Raw genomic sequence first — 21,695 nt, 5'->3', positions numbered from 1 at the left:
CCCTCCCCTGCAGAGGGTGCGGATCGTCTGCCGATCAGCCCAGGGCCGGGCTGGGCGGCAGGGCGCAGGCGGCCTGGTATTCCTCGGCCAGCCGCTCGCACAGCACCTGTACCGCGGGTGCATCGTGGATGGTGGCCACGCCATGGCCGGCACTCCACACGTCACGCCATGCCTTGGCCTCGTCCGACAAGGCCTTGAGCTTGCCCTTGCCGACCCCTTGCACCAGCTCTTCGCGCTTGTGGCCGAGCTTTTCCAGGCTGGGCCACAGGAAGTTGGCGTTGGTGCCGGAAATGGCATCGGTATAGACAATGTCTTCGGCTCCGGCCTCCACCAGCATCTGCTTGTAGGCCTCCTGGGCGCGGGACTCACGGGTGGCGATGAAGCGGGTGCCCATGTAGGCCAGGTCGGCACCCAGCACTTCGGCGGCGCGCACGGCGAAGCCGTCGGAGATGGCGCCGCCGAGGATCAGGGTGCCGTTCCAGAATTCACGGATCTCGCGCACCAGGCTGAAGGCATTCTGGGTGCCCGCATGGCCTCCCGCGCCGGAGGCCACGGCGATGATGCCGTCCACCCCGGCGGCGGCGGCCTTGCGGGCGTGATAGGTGTGGATCACGTCCGAGAAGACCAGGCCGCCGTAGGCGTGCACCCGCTCGACCACCTCGCCCGGGTGGCCCAGGCTGGTGATGACGAAGGGCACCCGGTGCTTGCAGATCAGGTCCAGGTCGGGCGCCACCCGGGGGTTGGAGGCGTGCAGGATCAGGTTGATCCCGTAGGGGGCGACCGGGCTGGTGGGGGCCGCCGTGCGTGCGGCCTCCAGCGCGCTGTCGATGTCGGTCAGCCAGGCCTCCAGCTCTTCGCTGGTGCGCGCATTGAGCGCCGGGAAGCTGCCGGCAACGCCGGCCTTGCAGGTCTCGGATACAAGCTCTGGGCCGGACACGAGGAACATGGGGGCGGCGATGGCGGGTAGCCGCATGCAGCCGCGAAAGGCGACGGGAAGGGTCATGGATGCTGTCTCCGTGGATATTGTTGTAGGTGCTGCAGGGCGAATCTAGCATGCCTGCAGGGAGACAGCCGGCGGACTATTCGGTGTTGCCGGCCGCGGGAGCCGGTACAGGCTGAGCCTTGTTCCCGGGTTTGTCGACGGCCTTGGCCGGAGTGATCCGGGAACTTTGCCGGACCACCTTGCGACTGGCCGCGGCGGCTGCGGCAGGCAGGCCTGTGCCTGCTTCCAGGTGCCAGTCGGGGCGCCCTGCCGGCCCCTTGATGCGGATCGGCACGGTGGTGCCCCGGAGGCTGGTGTCGATGCCTGCCGGCACGGCAAGCAGGGTGACATGCGACAGATAGTCGATGGACTGCCGGGCCAGATCGACCTGCCCCTCGCCGGTCACCTTGAGCGTGCCGCCCTTGGCCAGCAGGTCCGTGCTGGTGGCAATCCCCTTGTCCACCTGGAAGCTCGCGGTGAGTTCGCCGATGGCCGTGGACTCCTTGTCATGAAAGCCGCGCCGGGCGCCCTGGCGGGTGCCGATCTGGTTGCGCCATTCCCTGAAGGCCTGGCTGAGGTCTATGCCCGGCACCGTGCTGTTGCGGATACGCAGGCGGGCCACACCGTGCAGCGCATCGAGGAGCGCATCCCGTGTGCTTCCAGCGCTGCTCACATCCATAAAGAAGTTGGTGGTGCCGGTGAGTGTCTCGGTGCCGTTCAGGTCGCGCAGCAGCGGCCCCAGGCTGGCACCCTGGAGGTAGCTCCGGTAGGCCATCTGCCGGCTGGCTGCGTCGATGCTCAGGCTGCCCTCCAGGCTGCCGCCGTAGAGCGACATGCTGTGTCCCGTGGAGACGAGTCTGCCGTCACGGACACGCAGCGGCAGGCGCAGCTTTTCCAGGTGCAGGCCGGCGGCTTTCAACTGGTCGACACGCAAGGTGCCTTCGAGGTCGAGCCCCAGCAGCGAAGTCAGGTCGAGGGGTGATCCGGCGGCTTCGGCGGTGTTGCTGCGCGGCTTGGCGGCCGGCTTCTGGCTGCTAAGCGTTGCGAGGTCGAGGTGATCCACGTCCAGATCGAAACCGAGGGTGGGAGACGCGCTCGACGCCACGGACCACTTGCCGCGGAGGTGGCTGCCGTCCATGCGCAGGGAGAGTCCGCCGGTGGCACTGCCGCGGGCCGGATCAAGCTGCAGGCTGGCTTCGGTGTCGATGTGGCGGGGGCGGGCTTCCGGGCCGGCCGGGGTGAGATCGAGGCGGCCAAGCAGCGTGGGCAGCTCCGGCCCCGGGCTGCCGGTGGGCCAGCGCAGCGGCCCTGCCAGCGTGCCGGTGAGCTGCAGCGCGGGTGTGCGCAGCTCGATGTCCGCTTCGAGCTGCTGCGCCTCGAGCCCCTTCGCGCTGGCTGTCAGGCCGCTGAGGCGCAGCTGCAGCTTGCCGCTGTGCGGGCTGCCTGCAAGGTTCAGCGACCCATCCAGCTGCTCCGCCTGGGGGCCGTGGGGGTCGAGTTGGAGGCGCGGGCTGCTGCCCTTGAGCTCCAGGGTGCCGGCAGAGGTCTTGAGGCGGGCCTGCAGGCTGCCGCCCTGCACTTGCATGGGCTGGTCTTCGGTGCTCAGGATCTCGGTGGCGGCGATCTCTCCGACCAGGCCCTGCCGGCCGTCCACGTCGCCCCGGGCGGTGGCATGGAGCTGCCGCAGGCGCTGGGGCCAGGTGTGTTCGTCGAGACGGTAGGCGGTCTGGATCTCGAGTTGCAGGTCGGTGGTCGGTGCCGCGCGGGTCAGGCGCGCGGTGAGTGCAAGCCGGCCTTCGGCGTTGCGACCGAGCTGGCCGCTTTCCAGGGACAGATCGGACAGGGCCAGCTGGCGGCCGGCGGCCTCGTCGGTCCAGGTCAGGGCGCTGTGGTGGATGTGCAGTGCGCCGAGGTCCATCTCCAGCGGGCTGGTGATGGGCTCGGCGTCCTTGTCCGTTGCGGCGAGCAGGTCGTCGGCGTTCAGGCGCCCGTTCTTGTCGCGCAGCAGGGCCAGCCGAAGGCCATCCAGCTCGAGCTGGTCCACCACGACCCGGCGGGCGAGCAGGGGGAGGAGGCGGACGCCGACCGATGCCTGTTCGACCGCCATGAACTCGCCGGTCGAATTGCGGGAGGACAGCGAGGTGGCCGGCAGACGCAAGGCCGGCCACGGGAACATGGAGAGCTCGACCGGGCCGTCGATGCGCAGTACCCGCTGGTAGCGCTGACGGACGAACTGGGACAGCTCCGTGGCCAGGCGCAGGCCGTCGAAGGTGGCGTAAAGGTACAGGGCTCCGGCGGCGATCACCGTGCTCAGCCCGCCCAGGGCAAAGGCGAGGATCCGGAGGTAGTTGAGGCGCATGTCTGGCAAACCCGAGACCGATGGGCGGATTTTACCGCAGTGGCGTCAGGCGACGGTCGGGGGGCTCAGGTGGTTGCGCAGGGGCAGGCGCAATTCAAAGGTGCTGCCGACGCCGGGTTCGCTGTTGACGACGACATTGCCGCCATGGCGTTCGGCCACGGTCTTGACGATCACCAGGCCGAGGCCGACTCCGCTGGGGCGGTCACGCCCCTCACCGACGATCCGGCTGAAGCGCCGGAACAGCCGCGGCAGGGCATCGGCGGGTATGCCGGCGCCCTGGTCACGGACCCGGATGACCCAGTCGGGCCCTTCGGCCGCCAGGCTGACGCCGACATTGCTGTTGGCATCGCCATACTTGATGGCATTGGTCATCAGGTTGATCACCGCCCGGCGCAGCAGCGAGAAGTCACCCCTGACGATCGCTTCCTCCCGCTCCGCGTCGTGGGTATCGACGGAGATGCGGATGCCCCGGGCGTGAGCCTGTGGCCAGACTTCGTCGGCGGCCGAATCCACCAGGCCGGCCAGGTCGAGCTCGACGAAGTCCTTCGGGTCGGAGCCTTCGGCGCGCACCAGGCGGAACAGGCCGTCGGCGAGATCGAGGGCCGAACGGGCATAGCGGGCTATCCGCGGGATCTGCTCAGCCTGCAGGGCCGGTTCGTCCCGGTAGCCATCGATCAGGGTGAGGATGGAGGCCAGCGGAGCGCGCAGGTCGTGGGACAGGAAGTGCATGGTGTCCTCACGGCTGCGCTGGGCTTCGTGCATGGCGGTCACGTCGGCAAGGCCGATGACGCGGCCCGGCTTGCCGCTGGACTCCGAGAAGAGGTCGGCCACCGACACCAGCAGATAGCGCTTCTTGTCCGGCGACAGCTCGAACTGGCGGGTGCCGGAGAACCCGCTCAGGTCCGGCAGGCCGTCGCGCATCGGCAGGTAGCTGGGCCAGGGCAGGCCGCGCAGGGCGGCCAGAAGTGCGTCGCTGCGGAAGGCGCGAAGAAGGTGTCGGGCACGTTCGTTGTGCAGGATCACCCGGTCGAGCTGGTCGATCACCACCACGCCGATGGGCAGGTGTTCAAGGGTGTCGGAAATGAAGCGGCGGACGTCGCGCTGGTGCTGGGCAGCCTGACGCACGATGCGGATGCGCTGCTCCAGGGGGTCGGCAGTGCGTCGCCCGAATTCGTCGATCGGCAGGCCCAGGGGGGTGCCCTCGCGGCCCAGGGCAAGCAGCTCCGCATCGAGATAGCGCTGGGCGGATTCGAGACGGCGCCAGCTCCATAGTGGGTAAGCCAGCATGCAGCCGAGCACGGCGGGGGCCGGACCGAACCAGACACTGCCCCACAGCAGGCCGATGGCGGCCACGACCAGGGCCGTGCTGGCGAGCACGAAGGTCGCCACCAGTCCGGTGCGCGCCTCTGCGTAGAGCAGGGTGAGCATCAGCACCACTACCAGCGTGGAGGCCACGGCGGCGGCGATCCACGGCGACAGAGGATGGACGCCGGCATTGTGGCGCAGGGCGTCAAATACGTTCGCCTGGACCTCTATGCCCGGCATCGGGCGAGACAGGCCGGAAGTAGGCGTGGGCACCGCGTCGCCCATGCCGGTGGCGGTGGCGCCGACCAGCAGGATCTTGCCGCGTAGCTCGGAGGCAGGGACGTCGCCATTCAGGACGGCCTGGTAGGAGTAATGGGGATAGGTGCCGGGCGGACCGGCGAAGGGGATGCGCAGCCAGTCGGCGCGCTGCCACTGTTGCTGGTCGGCGCCCGACTCGGGGGCCGGAGGCGGGAAGTTGCGGGCCGCCTGGGGTTCGACGAGGCGCAGCAGGGCCAGCGCGAGCTGGGGATGATGGGCACCGCCGAAGCCCTCCCACAGGTAGACGCTGCGGGCGATCCCGTCCGGGTCGAATTCTGTCTGGCTGTGGCCGAGGGCGGCGGCGGCTTCCGTGAAAGGCGCAAGCGGAAGGGTCTCGCCGCTCAGCACCGCACCGGTCACCGCTTGGGCGAGGGGCAGGATCACCTGGCCGTGGTTGCGGATGGCCTGGGCGAGGGCTGCGTCGGCTCCCGGATCATCACGGCTGGGCGCATCGAGGAGGATGTCGAGGACGATGGCGGACGAACCCGCGGAGTGGGCCCGGTCGATCAGGGCGGCGTGGACGCGCCGGGACCAGGGCCACGGGCCTATCCGGGACAGGCTCGCATCATCGATGGAAATGACGGCTACGTCAGTGCTGACCGGGCGGGGCCAGGACGACAGGATCCCGTCGTAGATGGACTGGTCGATGCGCCAGAGCCAGCCCTCCACCGCCGACAGGGCCGCCAGCAGCACGCAGAACAGCGTGACGGCAAACCACTCCAGCGTCGGGCGGCGCAGGGGGGGGGAGTCGGATCTCACGGACTCGGACGGCCGGGAGACGACAGGGACCAGGTCAGCATCGGAAGGAGCGGGCGCAGTGTCTGGGTTTCGGACCACGGGGAGACTCCGCCGTCCGGATCGCGGGCGCGAAGGCGCAGATAGTAGCTGCCCAGGCCAGGAGAGGGCCAGGTGACGGCGGCTTCACCGATGCTCTCCTCGAGGAGCACTTGCGTGAAGGCTTCGTCGGCGGCGATCTGGACGTCGTAGATCTGTCCGGCCAGGCCCTGCCAGGCGAATCGGAGGCGGTTGTTGAAGACGCTCAGTTGAGCCCCGCCGGGTGCCCGGCGGATGTCCGATACGGCGGTCCTGCTCCATGGCCCGGGTTGGCCGTCCGGGCGCAGGCTGGCCACGCGCCAGCCGTGACGCCCGGGAGGAAGTGCCGCTTCGATGCTGCGGGCGTCGGTGTCCTGCTCGAAGACCGGCCGCTCGAAGCCTTCGGGGCCGGCGACCTGGATGCGGTAGCGGGAGCCGCTTTCCGGGCCGGGGGTCCAGCTCAGGCTGCCATCGGTGGCCGGGCTCGGCGGTGTGGGGCGGGCGCGCAGCGTGAAGCGTGTCGTGCTGTCATGGCCTTCCAGTCCGGCTTCGTCGATGGCCCGCACGCGCAGCACATAGCTGCCATCGGGCAACCCCTTGTAGTGCGCCACTGCGGTGCTCAGGCGCTCAGCGGAGACCATGTCGCTGAAGCTTTCGTCCCGGGCGAGCTGGGCACGATAGGCGACGGCGCCGACTACTGGCGTGATGGGGATGGCCAGGTCGATCTGCTCGAGGATGGGCGGGATGCCCACGAGCGGGGCCGGCAACAGGGGGCGCGGCTGGGGTATCGCCTCGCCGGCCCGTGCCACCACACCATAGCCTGCGGGCAGGGCACGTGCATCGTCGCGGCTGGCGTTGTTCATGGCCACCTCGCCCTCGGTGACCTCGGCCTGGGACGACTGGGCGGCCGGATCGGAGCCGACCCGGAAGGCGGTGCCGCGCACACTCAGGGAGGCGGTGGGGGTGCGGATCTGGTAACGGGCGGCGGGGCCGCGCTGGGGCGTGACGGTGGTTTCCAGGCGCCCCTGCTCGAGGTTGATCTGGGTGCTCTGTCCCGTGATCCCCTTGTAGCCCTGCATCTTTTCCACCTGTGCCTGGCTGCCGGGCTGTACGGTCAGGCGCGATTCGTCGGGCATGGCGAGCGTCACGAAGCCGCCCGTGCCGGTACGCAGTATGGCGCCAGCCGGGACCCGCGCATCGGCGGAGAGGGGGCGGCCGTTCATCGTCACATCGCCGTTGAGGGCCACGACCCTGGCGCTGCGGGGTTCGACCCGCAGCCAGCTCTCCGGGATGCGCAAGGGGGTTCCGACCGGAATGCGCATCGGATTGTCGACGCGGTTGAGGGTCTTGAGCCCACGCCAGCGGTAGGGCGGGGCGAGATATTCGCGCTCGATGCCGATGAGGGTGTCACCGGCCCTGGCGGTGTGGATGATCTCAAGCTCGGACGCGCCAACGCCCTGCCAGACCATCAGGCTCAGGGCGATGCCAAGGAAGCGGAAGGGGGTACGGGCCACGTGATCGCTCTTTCTTTCTGTTTTTCGGGGGTTATATTAAGTCCCGGCCCCACAGAGGGTGCAAAACTTCGCAAAATACTCCAGGCAATCACGGGGGCATGTTAAATACGCCGCACTGTTATTTGCGCTGGCGCCTACCATTCCTGCGCTTCTCCGGTGGTGTCCGATCATCCGGGGGGCCGGGGCCGATGCTCCACCGATTTCAAACCCGAAAAGGAAAGAACATGAGTTTCATGCAGGAGTTCAAGGAATTTGCCATGAAAGGCAATGTCGTCGACCTCGCGGTTGGCGTCATCATCGGCGGCGCTTTCCAGAAGATCGTCGATTCCCTCGTCAAGGACATGCTCATGCCGGTGATCGGCAAACTGCTTGGCGGGGTGGATTTCAAGCACCTTTACCTGAATCTCGGGGACAAGACCTTCGAAACCATGGAGGCCGCAGAGAAAGCCGGTGCACCCTTGTTCAAGTATGGCGTATTCATCAACTCGGTGATCGACTTCATGATCGTGGCCATGGCCATCTTCGTGGCGATCAAGGCGATGAACAAGCTGAAGCGCGATGAGCCGGCCCCGGCTCCGGAGGCACCGCCGGCCGAGCCGGAAGATGTCAAGCTGCTGCGCGAGATCCGTGATTCGCTGAAGAAATAGTCATAGGCAACCCGCCAAAGCAGAGGGGCCCTGCGCGGGCCCCTCTGTCATTCGCCCGCCGGGGCCGGGGCGTCGCCCGCTGCCGGTAGCTCGGAGGGGTCGATGCGTTCCAGCCGGTAGCCGAAGTTGTAGGTGGGGGTCAGGCGGAAGCCGTTTTCGGGGCGCAGGTTGAGCTTGCTGCGAACCCGGCTGATGTGAGTATCCACGGTCCGCGTGGCCAGATCGGGGTTGCGGCCCCACACCGCTTCGAGCAGGTGCCCCCGGGACAGCAGGCGCCCGAGGTTGCGGAACAGGAAGGCGGCCAAGTCGAATTCCTTGTCGGTCATTTCGACAGCCACGCCGTCCACGTTGAGCGCCTTCTTGACCAGATCGAAGTGGTAGGGGCCTACCGTCAAGGTCTGGTTCGGGTTGCGGGGCTGGGCACGGCGAAGTACGGCCTCGATGCGTGACAGCAGCTCGATCCGGCGGGGAGGCTTGATGAGGTAGTCATCGGCGCCGGCGCTGAAGGCGTTGGCAATGTCCTCTTCGGAGTCCCGGGAGGTGATGAAGATGGCCGGAGTGTCGTTGCCGCGTTCAACCCGCAGCCAGCGCAGGACCTGCTCGCCCGTGAGGTCCGGGAGCACCCAGTCCACCAGGAACAGGTCGAAGCTCTCACGGCTGGCGACCCGCATCAGTTCGCGGGCCAGACCGAAGCCATGCACGTCATGTCCGACTTCCCGCAGCCAGCCCGTCAGGACTTCCATTTGGGCAGGATCGTCTTCGAGAATAGCGAATCGCACGCTGGTTTACCTTTAATCGAGAGTTATATGCACGCGGTGACGGAAATGGCCCGGGCCCGAAGCCGCAGCTCAGGCGTAGTCGCCCACATACGGGTTGCCTTCCCGTTCGGCGCCGAAAGTAGACATCGGTCCGTGACCAGGAATGAAGCTCACATCGTTGCCAAGGGGCCACAGTTTCTGGCGGATTGAGTTGACGAGCGCGGAGTGGTCGCCCCTCGGGAAGTCAGTGCGGCCGATCGAACCGGCGAAGAGCACATCCCCCACGACTGCCAGGCGCGCAGTGTTGCTGAAAAATACCACGTGGCCCGGCGTGTGCCCCGGGCAGTGGATCACGGAGAGGGACTCGTTGCCGACCTGGACCTGATCACCTTCGGCGAGCCAGCGATCGGGGGTAAAGGTCTCGACCTGCGGAAAACCGAACATCTTGCTCTGCTGGGGAAGTGCGTCGATCCAGAAGCTCTCCTCGCGCTCCGGGCCTTCGATAGGGACGCCAAGCTGGCGGGCCAGTCCGGCCGTGCCGCCGGCATGGTCGATGTGCCCGTGGGTGAGCAGGATGCGTTCGATGTCGACACCCAGTTCGTCCGCAGCCTTGAGGATGCGTTCGATGTTGCCCCCCGGATCGACGACCGCGGCCTTGCGGCTCTGGTCGCACCAGAGAATCGAACAGTTCTGTTCGAAGGGGGTGACGGGGACGATCTTGTACTTGAGCATGATGATCTTCTGAAGGCCTGACCGGCGTAGTGGTAGGGGAGAAACAACGACTAATTACGCCTCGGCGGCCCAATTATCAAGACCGGTGCCAGGAGTCCCTGCATGCGCTGCAGTTTAGCACGCCCCAAAATGGCCGCCATGCAAGCTGTTGTCTCCCAGAAGCCCTGGAGGCCGTCTTGAAACGCTTGTTTTCACTCATGGGGAGCACGCCCCGAACGGGGGCGCATGGGCAGGAAGACGCGTTCAGCGTGAATTGGGGGGCGAGTTGCGGGCTTCGGTCAGGGCAATGTAGCGGCTGCGGTCCTGCTCGTAGCGGTTGCGGATCGATTCGATATCCTTTCGCTTGGAGTCGATCACCAGGCTTTGGGTGGCAATCTCGCTGTCCACGTCGCGGATGGAGGCGGCCAGCGCGGCGGGCATGGCCCGCTTCTGGTAGAACTCGGCTTCGCGCAGCAGGCCGGCGCGCTTTTTCTGGAGTTGGGCCTGGATGACTTCGCCGCGCTTCAGTTCCGACTGCACGCCCTCGATGGCCCGGTCGCGGCGGGCATCGATGTCGGCCACGCTGGAATAGGTTTCGAGCAGGGACTGGTTGCGGCGCATCTCGGCGCGCTGGCGGGCGATCTCGGCGCGCCGCTCCCGCTCCTCGGCCTCCTTGCGTGCCATCTGCTCGGTTGTCAGGGGGGCCTCCACGACACGCCGGACGGTGCCCTGCGGGCTCATCTCCCGGTAGCTCTTGCCGAAGCACTGGGCCGGCAAGACATCACCACAAACTTGATGCCCGTTGTCCGTGCAGCAGTACACCGTTCCCCGCTGCGCCGTCTGGGCTGGGGTGGGAAGACTGACCAACAGTGCGCAAAGCAGGGCCAGGCGTCGCATGGTTTCAGAGGTCTCCGCTGACGCCGTAAGTTTCCCGGTAGCGCTCGACGGCCGGGAGATTGGCCTGCAGGGCCGGCGTGTCGCCCAGGAAGGCGATCAGATCGGTCAGGCTGGCCACGGCGAGGACAGGAATTCCGTAGGCCTCGCGGACCTCCTGGACGGCAGACAGGGTGCCGGTGCCGCGCTCCATGCGATCGAGGGCGATCACCACCGCCGAGGGGGTGGCGCCGTGGGCGCGGATGATCTCCACTGATTCGCGTACCGAGGTGCCGGCCGAGATCACGTCGTCGAGGATGGCGACCCGGCCGGCCAGCGGCGCGCCCACCAGGGTACCGCCTTCACCGTGGTCCTTGGCCTCCTTGCGGTTGAAGCAGAAGGGCAGGTTGTGGCCGTGTTCGGCCAGGCGCATGGCGGTACCGGCGACCAAGGGAATGCCCTTGTAGGCCGGACCGAACAGCATGTCGCAGGGAAGGCCTGCCGCCACCAGCGTGCGTGCATAGAACTCGCAGAGCTTGCCGAAGGAGTCACCGTCATTGAAAAGGCCGGCGTTGAAGAAGTAAGGGGACAGGCGACCTGCCTTGGTCACGAACTCCCCGAAGCGCAGGATCCCCTTTTCGCAGGAGAGGGCGATGAAATCACGGCTAAAATCCACGGCATTTCCCAATCAAAAAACAGGCCAAATTACCCAAAATGTTACGCGTCGTCACGGCCAATCTCAACGGCATCCGCTCGGCCAGCGTGAAAGGCTTCCTCATGTGGCTCGGCAATCAGCAGGCAGATGTGGTCTGCGTGCAGGAATTGAAGGCTCAGCTGGCGGACCTCAGCCCCGAAATGCGCGCGCCCGGCGACCTTGCCGGACACTTCCATTGCGCCCTCAAGAAAGGCTACAGCGGCGTAGGCATCTACACCCGCAGGCCGCCCGACCGGATCGTGGAGGGGCTTGGAAACGAGGAATTCGACGCCGAGGGGCGCTACCTCCAGGCCGATTTCGGAAATCTCTCCGTAGTGTCCCTGTATCTGCCCTCCGGTTCCAGTTCCGAGGAGCGCCAGGCTGCGAAGTTCCGTTTCATGGATATCTTCCTGCCTCATATGGCGGCCCTGCGCGACAGTGGCCGCGAGGTGATCATCTGTGGTGACTGGAACATCGCCCACCAGGCCATCGATCTCAAGAACTGGCGCTCCAACCAGAAGAACTCGGGCTTCCTGCCGGAAGAGCGGGCCTGGCTGTCGCGCCTGTTCGACGAGCAGGCCTGGGTGGACACCTATCGGCGCCTGCATCCCGAGGCCACCGACACCTGCTACACCTGGTGGTCGAATCGCGGCCAGGCCTGGGCCAAGAACGTGGGCTGGCGTCTCGACTACCAGATCGCCACGCCCGGCATCGGGAGCCGTGCCCAGCGGGCGGCTGTCTATAAGGACGAGCGCTTCAGCGATCATGCGCCGTTGACGGTCGACTACGACGTGTCCTGGTAAGGCAAGGCCCTGCCGGTGGCGCAGCCCGTGATGGTCATGGGCTGCGCCATTCTTGATCTGCTGCCTGCCAGGTACGGTGCGTTCGATAGTTATGTTTAATAGTAATTCTTTAATCAATCAATTTCTAGAATAAATCCACCATCCGTAAGATGGTCTCCATCGAATCCAAGCGATCGAGACAACCCTTAAAGGAGATCATCATCATGGCAAACCCCTTCCACGATCCCGCCTCGGCCACCATCCAGAACCTCGAAGCCGCTTTCGCCGGCGAGGCCATGGCCCACATCAAGTACCGCTACTTCGCCAAGCTCAGCCGCGAGATGGGCGACGAGGAGACGGCACGGGCTTTCGAAGCCACCGCCGACCAGGAGGTGATGCACGCCTTCGGTCACCTCGACCTGCTCTACCCCAAGGCCAGCATGAGCCCGGCCCGCGCCTTGCAGTTCGCCATCGAGGGTGAGACCTACGAGTACACCGAGATGTACCCGTCCTTCCGCCACGCTGCGGTGGAAGAAGGCAACCACGCCGCAGTGCAAGAAATCGACGAGCAGATCGAAGAGTCCAGGGAGCACGCGGCCCAGTTCAAGGCCGTACTCGAGAAGGCCGCCAAGCGTTTTGCGGCCCTCGCCAAGGTTGAAGAGCGACATGCCGCCCACTACCAGGCAGCCCTCGACAAGATCGCCGGCTGAGCCCGTCCCGACCCGACATCCAGACATAAAGGAACCAAGATCATGAAAACCTTCCAGTGCATCGTATGCGGCTTCATCTACGACGAGGCTGCCGGCCTCCCCGAGGAGGGGCTTGCCCCCGGCACCCGCTGGGCCGACATCCCTGACGACTGGGCCTGTCCGGATTGCGGTGTGGCCAAGTCCGATTTCGAGATGGTCGAGATCTGAGGACGTCATGACCGCTCCCATCCTGATCCTCGGTACCGGCCTCGCGGGCTACAACCTGGCCCGCGAGATCCGCAAGCTCGACAAGAGCGTGCCCCTCGTGCTGGTCAGCCGCGATGACGCGCCCTTCTATTCCAAGCCGATGCTGTCCAACGCCCTGGCGAGCGGCAAGAGCGCCGCCACGCTGGTGATGAAGACGGCCGAGCGCATGGCCGAGGAACTGGATGCCCGGATCCTGGCCCGGCGGCAGGTGACGGCCATCGACACCTCGGCCCGCCAGGTCAGCCTGCAGGATGGAGAAGTGCTGCCGTACCGGGACCTGGTGCTGGCCCTTGGCGCCGATCCGATCCGCCTGCCCCTGGATGGCGATGCGGCTCCGGAGGTCTTGTCGGTGAATGACCTGGACGACTTTGCGCGCTTCAGTGCCCGCCTCGATGGGGCCCGCCGGGTGGCCATCCTGGGGGGCGGCCTGATTGGTTGCGAGTTTGCCAACGACATGCTGGCCCGGGGGATCGAGCCGACCGTGTTCGACCCGGCGCCGTGGCCGCTCGGCCGCCTGCTGCCCGAGGAAGCAGGTGCGTACTTCCGGGCAGGGCTGGAGGCGGCGGGGGTGGTGTTCCGCATGGGCATTTCGGCCATCGGCGTGGATCGCCAGGGCGCCACCTACCGGCTGCGCCTGAGCGATGGCAGCGTGGCCGAGGCCGACCTGGTGCTGTCCGCGGTAGGCCTGCGCCCGCGCATCGGCCTGGCGGAGGCGGCCGCTATCCAGGTCGGGCGCGGCATCGTCACCGACCGTCACCTGGCCAGCAGTGCTGCGGGTGTGTCTGCGATCGGCGATTGTGCCGAAGTGGTGGGGTTGAGCCTGCCCTTCGTGATGCCCATCATGCAGCAGGTGCGGGCCCTGGCGAAAACCCTCACCGGTACGCCGACCGCGGTGAGCTACCCGGCCATGCCGGTACTGGTCAAGACGCCGGCCCTGCCGACAGTGGCGGCGCCTCCTCCGGCCGGGCTGGCCGGTGAATGGGTGCTGACGCACCCGGAGGGCGGGCTGGAGGCCCTGTTCCTGACGCCTGATGGCAGCCCGGCCGGCTTCGCCCTGCTGGGTGCCGCGACCAGCCGCAAGCAGGTGCTGGCCGCCAGTCTGCCGGCCTGGTTGTAGACCGGTGCTATCAGGGCGCGGGGGTGGGATCCGCAACCTGGGCGCCTGAAGCGCCGGATCCGGCGGCGGCCTAGCTTTCCGGCGCCGCGTCCTGGCGTCGCTGATCCACCCGCATCGCCATGTCGAGCATTGCGTTCCGTGAGTGGAGCGCAGCGTCGAGCATGGTCTGGACCACTTCGCTCATGGCCAGCAGATTGGCGGCAGGCTTGCCGGATGCCGGCACCGGAGGTGCCGCCTGGAGCAGGCTTGTCAGTTCTTTCTGATTTTCTGCAACAACTTCGTTGAAATCACCGGCGTAGCCGACGATCTGGTTGACCAGTTGCTGAGTCGCAGCCGACTGTGCCTCCTGCCAGTTTTCAAGGTTGCGTGCCCGGGCCAGAGCCTGGACCGACGACATGTTGCTTTCCATCAGCGACTGGGTGGCCCGGATGTTCAGGGCCACCAGGCGCTGGGCGGCGACGAAGGCGCCGAGGTAGAGTGAGGACACCGCGTCGAGGTTGTCCTTGCCCGGGTTGGCGAGCATCGATTCGAGAGTGATCATGGCGTCTGCCTTCTCCATTGGGCGGTGACCAAGGTCCAACCTTAGTCCCGCCAGGGCCCACCGCCATTGCGCGACATCAAGTTTGCGCGCCGGGTGGTGGTGGCGGCCCGATTTCAACCCAGGAACATGCGGTAGGCCGGGTTGCCTGTTTCATCCACATACTCATAACCCAGCCGTCCGAGGAAATCCTGGAAGGCTTCCCGGTCCTGGGGTGGCACCTGCATGCCCACCAGCACGCGACCAAAGTCGGCGCCGTGGTTGCGATAGTGGAACAGGCTGATGTTCCAGTCCGAACGCAGGGTGTCGAGGAAGTTGAGCAGGGCGCCCGGACGCTCCGGGAAGATGAAGCGGTAGAGCACTTCGTTCTCCGCCTGGGGCGCGTGGCCGCCGACCATGTAGCGGATGTGGCTCTTGGCCATCTCGTCGTCGGTGAGGTCCAGGCAGGGCAGCTCGTGGCGCTGCAGCAGCTCGGTGATGCGCCCGCCTTCGGCCCGGTTGTGCACGCTGACGCCGACGAAGATGTGGGCCTTCTGGCGGTCCGCGTAGCGGTAGTTGAACTCGGTGATGTTGCGGTTGCCGAGCAGGTTGCAGAACTTCTTGAAGGAGCCCGGCTTCTCCGGGATGGTCACGGCCAGCACGGCTTCGCGCTGCTCGCCCACTTCGGCCCTTTCGGCCACGAAGCGCAGGCGGTCGAAGTTCATGTTGGCACCGGAGGCCACCGCCACCAGGGTCTTGTCCTTCAGGTTGTGGCGCTTGGCGTATTCCTTGGCGCCGGCCACGGCCAGGGCGCCGGCGGGCTCGAGGATGGAGCGGGTGTCCTCGAAGACGTCCTTGATGGCTGCGCAGATGGCGTCGTTATCCACCACCACCATTTCGTCCACGTATTCCTGGCACAGGCGGAAGGTCTCCTCGCCCACCAGCTTGACCGCGGCGCCGTCGGCAAACAGGCCCACGGTGGCCAGTTCGATGCGCTTGCCGGCAGCCAGCGACTGGGTCATGGCGTTGGCGTCCACGGTTTCCACCCCGATCACCTTGATCTCCGGGCGCACCCGCTTGATGTAGGCGGCCACGCCGGCCAGCAGGCCACCGCCACCGACGCAGCAGAACACCGCGTGGATGGGCTTGGAGTGCTGGCGCAGGATCTCCATGGCAATGGTGCCCTGGCCGGCGATCACTTCCACGTCGTCGTAGGGGTGCACGAAGGTGAGCTTCTCGGCCTTCTCGAGTTCCTTGGCGTGGCCGTAGGAGTCGGAATAGCTCTCGCCGGCCAGCACCACCTCGCCACCGTGGCGCTTGACCGCGTCGATCTTGATCGCCGGCGTGGTGGTGGGCATCACGATCACGGCGCGGGCGCCGAGCTTCTTCGCCGACAGGGCGACGCCCTGGGCGTGGTTGCCGGCGGAGGCGCAGATCACGCCGCGCTTGAGGGCCGCCGGGCTGAGGCTGGCCATCTTGTTGTAGGCGCCGCGCAGCTTGAAGCTGAACACGGGCTGCATGTCCTCGCGCTTGAAGTAAATCGTGTTGTGGATGCGCGCCGACAGGTTCGGAGCCAGGTCGAGGGGCGTTTCGATCGCCGCGTCGTAGACCTGGGCAGTGAGGATCTTCTGGAGATAGTCGGGGTGCTGCGCGCTCATGGCTGAACCTGTGCTTTTCGGCTGGGGAAGTGCTTGAGGGTAGCAGCCGGAGCGTTCGCACTGCAACATAGGCGCTTTTTTCACCGAGGAATCCAAGATGAGTGAAATCCTGCGTGCCGGTACGACACCGCGCTATTCCGACTACACCGTCCATAACGGCGTGGTGTATTGCGTCGAGGTGCCGCCCGACGCCACTGCCGGCATCACGGCCCAGACGGCAGCCATGCTGGCCAGCGTGGAGACCTTGCTGCTCAATGCGGGTAGCAGCAAGGACCGCATGCTGCTCGCAACCCTCTACCTGACTGACATCAGCGACTATGATGCAGTGAATGCCGTATGGGATGCCTGGGTGCCCCCCGGCACGGCGCCGACGCGGGCCTGTGTGCAGGTGGCCGCGCTGGCGCATCCGGGCTGGCGGGTCGAGATTGCCGTGCAGGCGGCCTGCCTTCCCTGACAGGAGCCGGGATCCTGCGGCGTGTCCTGATCGAATTGCCCGGAGCGCCGGGCGTTTTCGCAATGATCCGGCCGCCGGCCGATTGCTCAAGGGAGAAGTCCATGTCCTGCCTGTCACGTCTGTCCCGCGGCCTTGTCGGCCTGTGCCTGTCTGCTGGCGCCATGGCGGCCCATGCAGGTTATTCGAGCCTGACCTTCTTCGGGGACAGCCTGTCCGACACGGGCAATCTCTTCATCGCCAGCGGGGGCAGCTTCCCGCCACCACCCTATTTCGACGGACGGCGTTCCGACGGGCCCGTGTGGGTGGAATACCTGGCCCAGGGGCTGGGCATGCCTTCGGCCGCCGCGCCATTCCAGGTCGGCGGCAGCAACTACGCCTTCATCGGCGCCCAGACCGGGCTGGATGGCTACGGGGGGCTGACCAATGTCGGGCTGCAGGCACAGGCTCTCGGTTTCTGGGCGGGGGTCAGCGGTGGCGTCGCCGACCCCAATGGTCTGTACGTGATCGGGATCGGCGCCAATGACCTGTTCTCGGTTGTCGAAGGCAACAGTGGCATGGGTCTGCCTGACATCCAGGGGCGGGAGGCCGCCGCCGACAGTGCCCTCGACAATCTGATGGTCAGCCTCGGTTTCCTGGCGGCGAAGGGAGCGAAGAGCTTCCTGGTGGCCAATGTCCCGGACCTCGCCACGACGCCCGAAGCATTGGCGCTGGGCACGTCTGCCGCCTATGCGCAGACCACTGACTACTTCAACACCGGACTGGCCCTGCGTCTGGCGGCATTCCGTAATTCCTTTGCAGTAGGGGTGACCGAGCTCGATTTCTATGGCATCTCCCAGGCGGTGACGCAGGATGGCCTGAATGGTGGCCTCCGCTACGGTCTGGGCAACGTGCTGGTGCCGTGCCTGCAGCCTGGCGCGCCGGCCTGCAGCGACTCCATGTACGCCGACGGCGTGCACCCGACCACCGCGATGCATGCCATCGTCGGCCAGGTTGCGCTGTCGCAGGTTCCCGAGCCCGAGAGTGCCCTGCTCGTGCTGTCCGTGCTGTCCATGCTGCCGCTCCTGCGGCGCCGGAAATAGTCGTTTTCTCTCCGGGAGGCATGGCCTCCCGCCGCCTGCTACCCGTCCCGTACGCCGCCTGACGGGCGTCTGCCGCCCGCCCGGGCAGGTTGAACCCTGCCCCCCGTTCCGGGTCAACAGCCTTGCCTCCCTCCTCCGCTGAGAACCCCCTGCAGCCGTAAGGCTTTGTTTCCGGAGACAGAAGGCGGGTCCGTCCGCTAAAATGTCCCGTTCTCTGCTGTCAGAACCCAGGTACCCCGATGACCCAGCGCCTGCGTGAAATTCCCTATAACTACACTTCGTTCTCCGACCGGGAGATCGTCATCCGCCTGCTTGGCGCCGATGCGTGGCACACCCTCGACGCCCTGCGTTCCGAGCGTGTCACCGGCCGCTCCGCGCGGATGCTCTACGAGGTGCTGGGGGACGTCTGGGTGGTCCAGCGCAACCCCTACCTGCAGGACGACCTGCTGGCCAACCGCGATCGTCTCGGTGCTTTGATCGGCGCCCTGCGCCACCGCCTGTCCGAGGTCGAGAAGCGCCGCGAGGAAGCCAGCGGCGAGGATCCCGAGCGCAGCACCAAGGTGGCCAGCCTGGTGGTGGCCGCCAATGCGGCGGTGGACCGTTTCGCCCGCCTCTTCGACGAGACCGGCGAACTGCGCAAGCGCGTGCTGCGCGAGCTGGCCCGCCATACCCGCAAGGACAACATCTGTTTCGACGGTCACGCCCGGGTTTCCCACGTGACCGATGCCACCGACTGGCGCGTCGAATATCCCTTCGTGGTCCTCTACCCGGACACCGAGGAAGAGATGGCGCCGCTGGTGAAGAGCTGCATCGAGCTCGGGCTGACCATCATCCCGCGCGGCGGCGGCACCGGCTACACCGGCGGCGCCGTGCCCTTGGACGCGAAGTCGGTGGTCATCAACACCGAAAAGCTGATTGACCTGGGCCCGGTCGAGGAGGTCGTGCTGCCTGGCCTCAACGGCCCGATGTCCGCTCCCTACGCCACCATCCGTACCGGAGCCGGTGTGGTCACCGAGCGCGTCTCCGAAGCCGCCTCGGCGGCCGGCCGCGTGTTTGCGGTGGACCCGACCTCGGCCAGCGCTTCCTGCATCGGCGGCAACATCGCCATGAACGCCGGCGGCAAGAAGGCCGTGCTGTGGGGCACCGCGCTGGACAACCTGGCCTGGTGGAAGATGGTCACGCCGGACGGCAACTGGCTCGAGGTGGAGCGCCTCGACCACAATTTCGGCAAGATCCACGAGCAGAAGACCGTGTCCTTCCGCCTCAAGCGCTTTGATGCGAAGGGCTACAAGTTCCTGTCCGAGGAAGTCCTCTCCATGCCGGGCGCAGCCTGCCGCAAGGACGGACTGGGCAAGGACGTGACCGACAAGTTCCTCGGTGGTGTGCCGGGGGTGCAGAAGGAAGGCACCGACGGCCTGATCGTGGCGTCGCGCTGGGTGCTGCACAAGATGCCGCCGGTCACCCGCACGGTCTGCCTGGAGTTCTTCGGCCAGGTGCGCGAAGCGGTGCCGGCCATCGTCGAGATCACCGACTACTTCAAGCCGGGTGGTGCCGGCAACGCCGCCGGCGTGCTGCTGGCCGGCCTGGAGCACCTGGACGAGCGCTACGTCAAGGCGGTGGGCTACACCACCAAGGCCAAGCGCCACGGGCGGCCCAAGATGGTGCTGATCGGCGACATCGTCGGCCACGACGAAGCCGCGGTGATGACCGCCGCCTCCGAGGTCATCCGCATGACCAACACCCGCGGCGCCGAAGGCTTCATCGCGGTCAGCCCCGAGCAGCGCAAGAAGTTCTGGCTCGACCGCTCGCGCACCGCCGCCATCTCCCGTCACACCAACGCCTTCAAGGTAAACGAGGACGTGGTGATCCCGCTGCCGCGGATGGGCGACTACTGCGACGGCATTGAGCGCATCAACATCGAACTGTCCACCCAGAACAAGCTGGCCCTGTGCGACGCCCTGATTGAGCGCCTGCAGGGTGAGCTGCCGCTGGATACCGGCGACGCCACCATCTCCCGCGACGAACTGATTGGCGAGCGCCGCAAGGACGCGCTGGATTACGTGGCCAGCGTGCGCCGCCGCTGGCAGTGGCTGCTCGACAACCTCGACATGCCCTTGGCCGAGGCCGAACCCCACTTCGCAGAGTATGGCGTGGTGGCCGGAGAGCTCTCCAACCGGGCCGCCAATCCGCGCCTGTTCCACCGCCTGCAGGACTACTCCGTGCGTACCGGCTGGAAGACCGAGCTCAAGCCGCGCCTCGACAAGATCTTCGACGGCCAGCTGTTCGGGCCGCTGCGCGACGAGATCAAGAAGCTGCACAAGCAGGTGCTGCGCGGCCGCGTCTTCGTGGCCCTGCACATGCACGCCGGCGATGGCAACGTGCACACCAACATCCCGGTCAACTCCGACAACTACGAGATGTTGCAGACGGCCAACCGCGCCGTGGACCGCATCATGGAGCTGGCCCGCTCGCTCGACGGCGTGATCTCCGGCGAGCACGGCATCGGCATCACCAAGCTGGACTATCTCACCGACGCCGAGATGGCCAACTTCTGGGACTACAAGAAAAGGGTGGACCCGGAAGGCCGCTTCAACCGCGGCAAGCTGCTGCGCGGCGGCAACCTCGACAACGCCTACACCCCCAGCTTCAACCTGATGGGCCATGAGTCCCTGATCATGGAGCAGACCGCCATCGGCGAGATCTCCCATGACATCAAGGACTGCCTGCGCTGCGGCAAGTGCAAGCCGGTGTGCTCCACCCACGTGCCCCGCGCCAACCTGCTCTACAGCCCGCGCAACAAGATCCTCAGCACCTCGCTGCTGATCGAGGCCTTCCTGTACGAGGAGCAGACCCGCCGCGGCGTGTCGCTGGCCCACTGGGCCGAGTTCGAGGACGTGGCCGACCACTGCACGGTCTGCCACAAGTGCGAGAAGCCCTGCCCGGTGGACATCGACTTCGGCGACGTGTCGATCAAGATGCGCAACCTGCTGCGGGAGCAAGGCAAGAAGTCCTTCAACCCGGGCAAGGCCGCCGCCATGGCCTTCCTCACCGCCAAGGACCCGGCCACCATCAAGGCCATCCGCACCGGCATGATCGAGTGGGGCTACAAGGCCCAGCGCCTGGGGCACCGCATCGGCAAGTCGCTGGGCCTGATCCAGAACCAAGTCCAGCATCCGCCCGCCACCCTCGGCAAGCCGACGATCAAGGCCCAGGTGATCCACTTCATCAACAAGCCCATGCCGGGCGGCCTGCCCAAGCGCACCTCGCGGGCCCTGCTCGACATCGAGGATGACACCATCGTCCCGGTGATCCGCAATCCGCAGGTCAAGCGCGACGAGTCCGAGGCAGTGTTCTACTTCCCCGGCTGCGGTTCCGAGCGCCTGTTCAGCCAGGTCGGCCTGGCCACCCAGGCCATGCTCTACCAGGTCGGCGCCACCACCGTGCTGCCGCCGGGCTACCTGTGCTGCGGCTATCCGCAGACCTCGGCCGGCGAGGAGGACAAGGGCCAGCAGATCACCACCGACAACCGGGTGCTCTTCCACCGGGTCGCCAACACGCTCAATTACCTCGACATCAAGACGGTGATCGTGTCCTGCGGCACCTGCATGGATCAGCTGATGAAGTACCAGTTCGAGAAGATCTTCCCGGGCTGCCGGCTGCTGGACATCCATGAGTACCTGATGGAGAAGGGCCTCAAGCTGGAAGGCATCACCGGTACACGCTACATGTACCACGAGCCCTGCCATACCCCGATGAAGGTCCATTCCGGCATCAAGGTGGCCAACGAGCTGATGGGTACGCGGGTTGATCTGAGTGACCGATGCTGCGGCGAATCCGGCACCCTGGCGGTGTCCCGCCCGGACATCTCCACCCAGGTCCGCTTCCGCAAGCAGGAGGAGATCGAGAAGGGGGCCGAGCTGTTGCGCGGTGCCGACGCCGCCACCCCGGTGACCATCCTCACCTCCTGCCCGAGCTGCCTGCAGGGCCTGTCCCGTTACACCAACGATGCCAACGTGGGCGCGGACTACATCGTCGTCGAGATGGCCAAGCACCTCCTTGGCGACAACTGGATGGCCGACTACGTGAGCAAGGCCAACAGCGGCGGCATCGAGCGCGTGCTGCTGTAAGTCCGCCCAGCCCGCCGGCTTTGCGCTCTGG

Annotated in this window: 18 protein-coding genes; 8 read left to right on the top strand and 10 right to left on the bottom strand. The window is 66.5% G+C overall.

What is annotated here, in order from left to right:
* Positions 1-34: 34 nt before the first annotated feature.
* The 4 genes from HHL15_RS05340 to HHL15_RS05325 form a co-directional block, all read right to left on the bottom strand.
* Positions 35-1,003 carry an NAD(P)H-dependent flavin oxidoreductase gene (locus tag HHL15_RS05340; protein WP_169144799.1) on the bottom strand — a complete coding sequence of 323 codons (969 nt, stop codon included), beginning with the start codon at positions 1,001-1,003 and terminating at the stop codon, positions 35-37.
* 76 nt (positions 1,004-1,079) lie between these two features.
* The gene (locus HHL15_RS05335; RefSeq protein WP_169144798.1) at positions 1,080-3,341 is read right to left on the bottom strand and encodes an AsmA family protein; all 2,262 of its coding nucleotides are present in this window, start codon (positions 3,339-3,341) and stop codon (positions 1,080-1,082) included.
* A gap of 45 nt (positions 3,342-3,386) precedes the next feature.
* Positions 3,387-5,723, bottom strand: coding sequence for a CHASE2 domain-containing protein (locus HHL15_RS05330; RefSeq protein ID WP_169144797.1), 2,337 nt, complete (start codon positions 5,721-5,723; stop codon positions 3,387-3,389).
* Positions 5,720-7,291 carry a FecR domain-containing protein gene (locus tag HHL15_RS05325; RefSeq protein WP_169144796.1) on the bottom strand — a complete coding sequence of 524 codons (1,572 nt, stop codon included), beginning with the start codon at positions 7,289-7,291 and terminating at the stop codon, positions 5,720-5,722. Before HHL15_RS05325 ends, HHL15_RS05330 begins: the two co-directional genes overlap by 4 nt.
* Before the next feature lie 224 nt (positions 7,292-7,515).
* Here HHL15_RS05325 and mscL point away from each other — a divergent pair, with 224 nt between their 5' ends.
* Positions 7,516-7,938, top strand: a complete 423-nt coding sequence (gene mscL / locus HHL15_RS05320; RefSeq protein WP_169144795.1) for a large conductance mechanosensitive channel protein MscL — start codon at positions 7,516-7,518, stop codon at positions 7,936-7,938.
* Positions 7,939-7,985: 47 nt separating this feature from the next.
* Here the strand turns inward: mscL and HHL15_RS26885 are convergent, their stop codons facing one another.
* The 4 genes from HHL15_RS26885 to pyrE all read right to left on the bottom strand — a co-directional run bounded on the left by HHL15_RS26885 (position 7,986) and on the right by pyrE (position 10,956).
* On the bottom strand, positions 7,986-8,717 hold the full coding sequence (locus HHL15_RS26885) for a response regulator transcription factor (RefSeq protein WP_169144794.1): 732 nt from the start codon (positions 8,715-8,717) through the stop codon (positions 7,986-7,988).
* A 69-nt stretch (positions 8,718-8,786) separates the two neighbouring features.
* Positions 8,787-9,428 carry an MBL fold metallo-hydrolase gene (locus HHL15_RS05310; protein ID WP_169144793.1) on the bottom strand — a complete coding sequence of 214 codons (642 nt, stop codon included), beginning with the start codon at positions 9,426-9,428 and terminating at the stop codon, positions 8,787-8,789.
* A 243-nt stretch (positions 9,429-9,671) separates the two neighbouring features.
* On the bottom strand, positions 9,672-10,304 hold the full coding sequence (locus HHL15_RS05305; RefSeq protein ID WP_169144792.1) for a hypothetical protein: 633 nt from the start codon (positions 10,302-10,304) through the stop codon (positions 9,672-9,674).
* A 4-nt stretch (positions 10,305-10,308) separates the two neighbouring features.
* Positions 10,309-10,956 carry an orotate phosphoribosyltransferase gene (pyrE, locus tag HHL15_RS05300; RefSeq protein WP_169144791.1) on the bottom strand — a complete coding sequence of 216 codons (648 nt, stop codon included), beginning with the start codon at positions 10,954-10,956 and terminating at the stop codon, positions 10,309-10,311.
* 38 nt (positions 10,957-10,994) lie between these two features.
* On the opposite strand from pyrE, the gene HHL15_RS05295 reads away from it, so the two are divergent.
* The 4 genes from HHL15_RS05295 (at position 10,995) to HHL15_RS05280 (ending at position 13,829) form a co-directional block, all read left to right on the top strand.
* Positions 10,995-11,777, top strand: a complete 783-nt coding sequence (locus tag HHL15_RS05295) for an exodeoxyribonuclease III (protein ID WP_169144790.1) — start codon at positions 10,995-10,997, stop codon at positions 11,775-11,777.
* Between the two features lie 203 nt (positions 11,778-11,980).
* Positions 11,981-12,466 (top strand): rubrerythrin family protein, encoded by a 486-nt coding sequence (locus HHL15_RS05290; RefSeq protein WP_169144789.1) that lies wholly within the window; start codon positions 11,981-11,983, stop codon positions 12,464-12,466.
* A 42-nt stretch (positions 12,467-12,508) separates the two neighbouring features.
* Positions 12,509-12,673: a rubredoxin gene (locus tag HHL15_RS05285; protein WP_169144788.1), complete on the top strand. Its 165-nt coding sequence runs from the start codon at positions 12,509-12,511 to the stop codon at positions 12,671-12,673.
* Between the two features lie 7 nt (positions 12,674-12,680).
* The gene (locus HHL15_RS05280) at positions 12,681-13,829 is read left to right on the top strand and encodes an NAD(P)/FAD-dependent oxidoreductase (protein ID WP_169144787.1); all 1,149 of its coding nucleotides are present in this window, start codon (positions 12,681-12,683) and stop codon (positions 13,827-13,829) included.
* Between the two features lie 70 nt (positions 13,830-13,899).
* On the opposite strand, the gene HHL15_RS05275 is transcribed toward HHL15_RS05280, so the two are convergent.
* Entirely contained in the window at positions 13,900-14,370 is a 471-nt protein-coding gene (locus HHL15_RS05275) for a phasin family protein (RefSeq protein WP_169144786.1), read from the bottom strand.
* A gap of 113 nt (positions 14,371-14,483) precedes the next feature.
* Positions 14,484-16,073 carry a threonine ammonia-lyase, biosynthetic gene (gene ilvA, locus HHL15_RS05270; RefSeq protein ID WP_268967081.1) on the bottom strand — a complete coding sequence of 530 codons (1,590 nt, stop codon included), beginning with the start codon at positions 16,071-16,073 and terminating at the stop codon, positions 14,484-14,486.
* Between the two features lie 28 nt (positions 16,074-16,101).
* Here ilvA and HHL15_RS05265 point away from each other — a divergent pair, with 28 nt between their 5' ends.
* The 3 genes from HHL15_RS05265 to HHL15_RS05255 all read left to right on the top strand — a co-directional run bounded on the left by HHL15_RS05265 (position 16,102) and on the right by HHL15_RS05255 (position 21,664).
* Positions 16,102-16,458 carry a RidA family protein gene (locus HHL15_RS05265; RefSeq protein ID WP_169144784.1) on the top strand — a complete coding sequence of 119 codons (357 nt, stop codon included), beginning with the start codon at positions 16,102-16,104 and terminating at the stop codon, positions 16,456-16,458.
* A gap of 101 nt (positions 16,459-16,559) precedes the next feature.
* Positions 16,560-17,537, top strand: a complete 978-nt coding sequence (locus HHL15_RS05260) for an SGNH/GDSL hydrolase family protein (protein ID WP_169144783.1) — start codon at positions 16,560-16,562, stop codon at positions 17,535-17,537.
* Positions 17,538-17,776: 239 nt separating this feature from the next.
* Positions 17,777-21,664, top strand: a complete 3,888-nt coding sequence (locus HHL15_RS05255; protein ID WP_169144782.1) for a DUF3683 domain-containing protein — start codon at positions 17,777-17,779, stop codon at positions 21,662-21,664.
* Positions 21,665-21,695 lie beyond the last annotated feature (31 nt).

Origin of the sequence: Zoogloea dura (assembly GCF_012927165.1) — a bacterium.
GTDB classification, from domain to species: domain Bacteria; phylum Pseudomonadota; class Gammaproteobacteria; order Burkholderiales; family Rhodocyclaceae; genus Zoogloea; species Zoogloea dura.
This window is presented reverse-complemented; position numbering and strand designations above follow the sequence as displayed.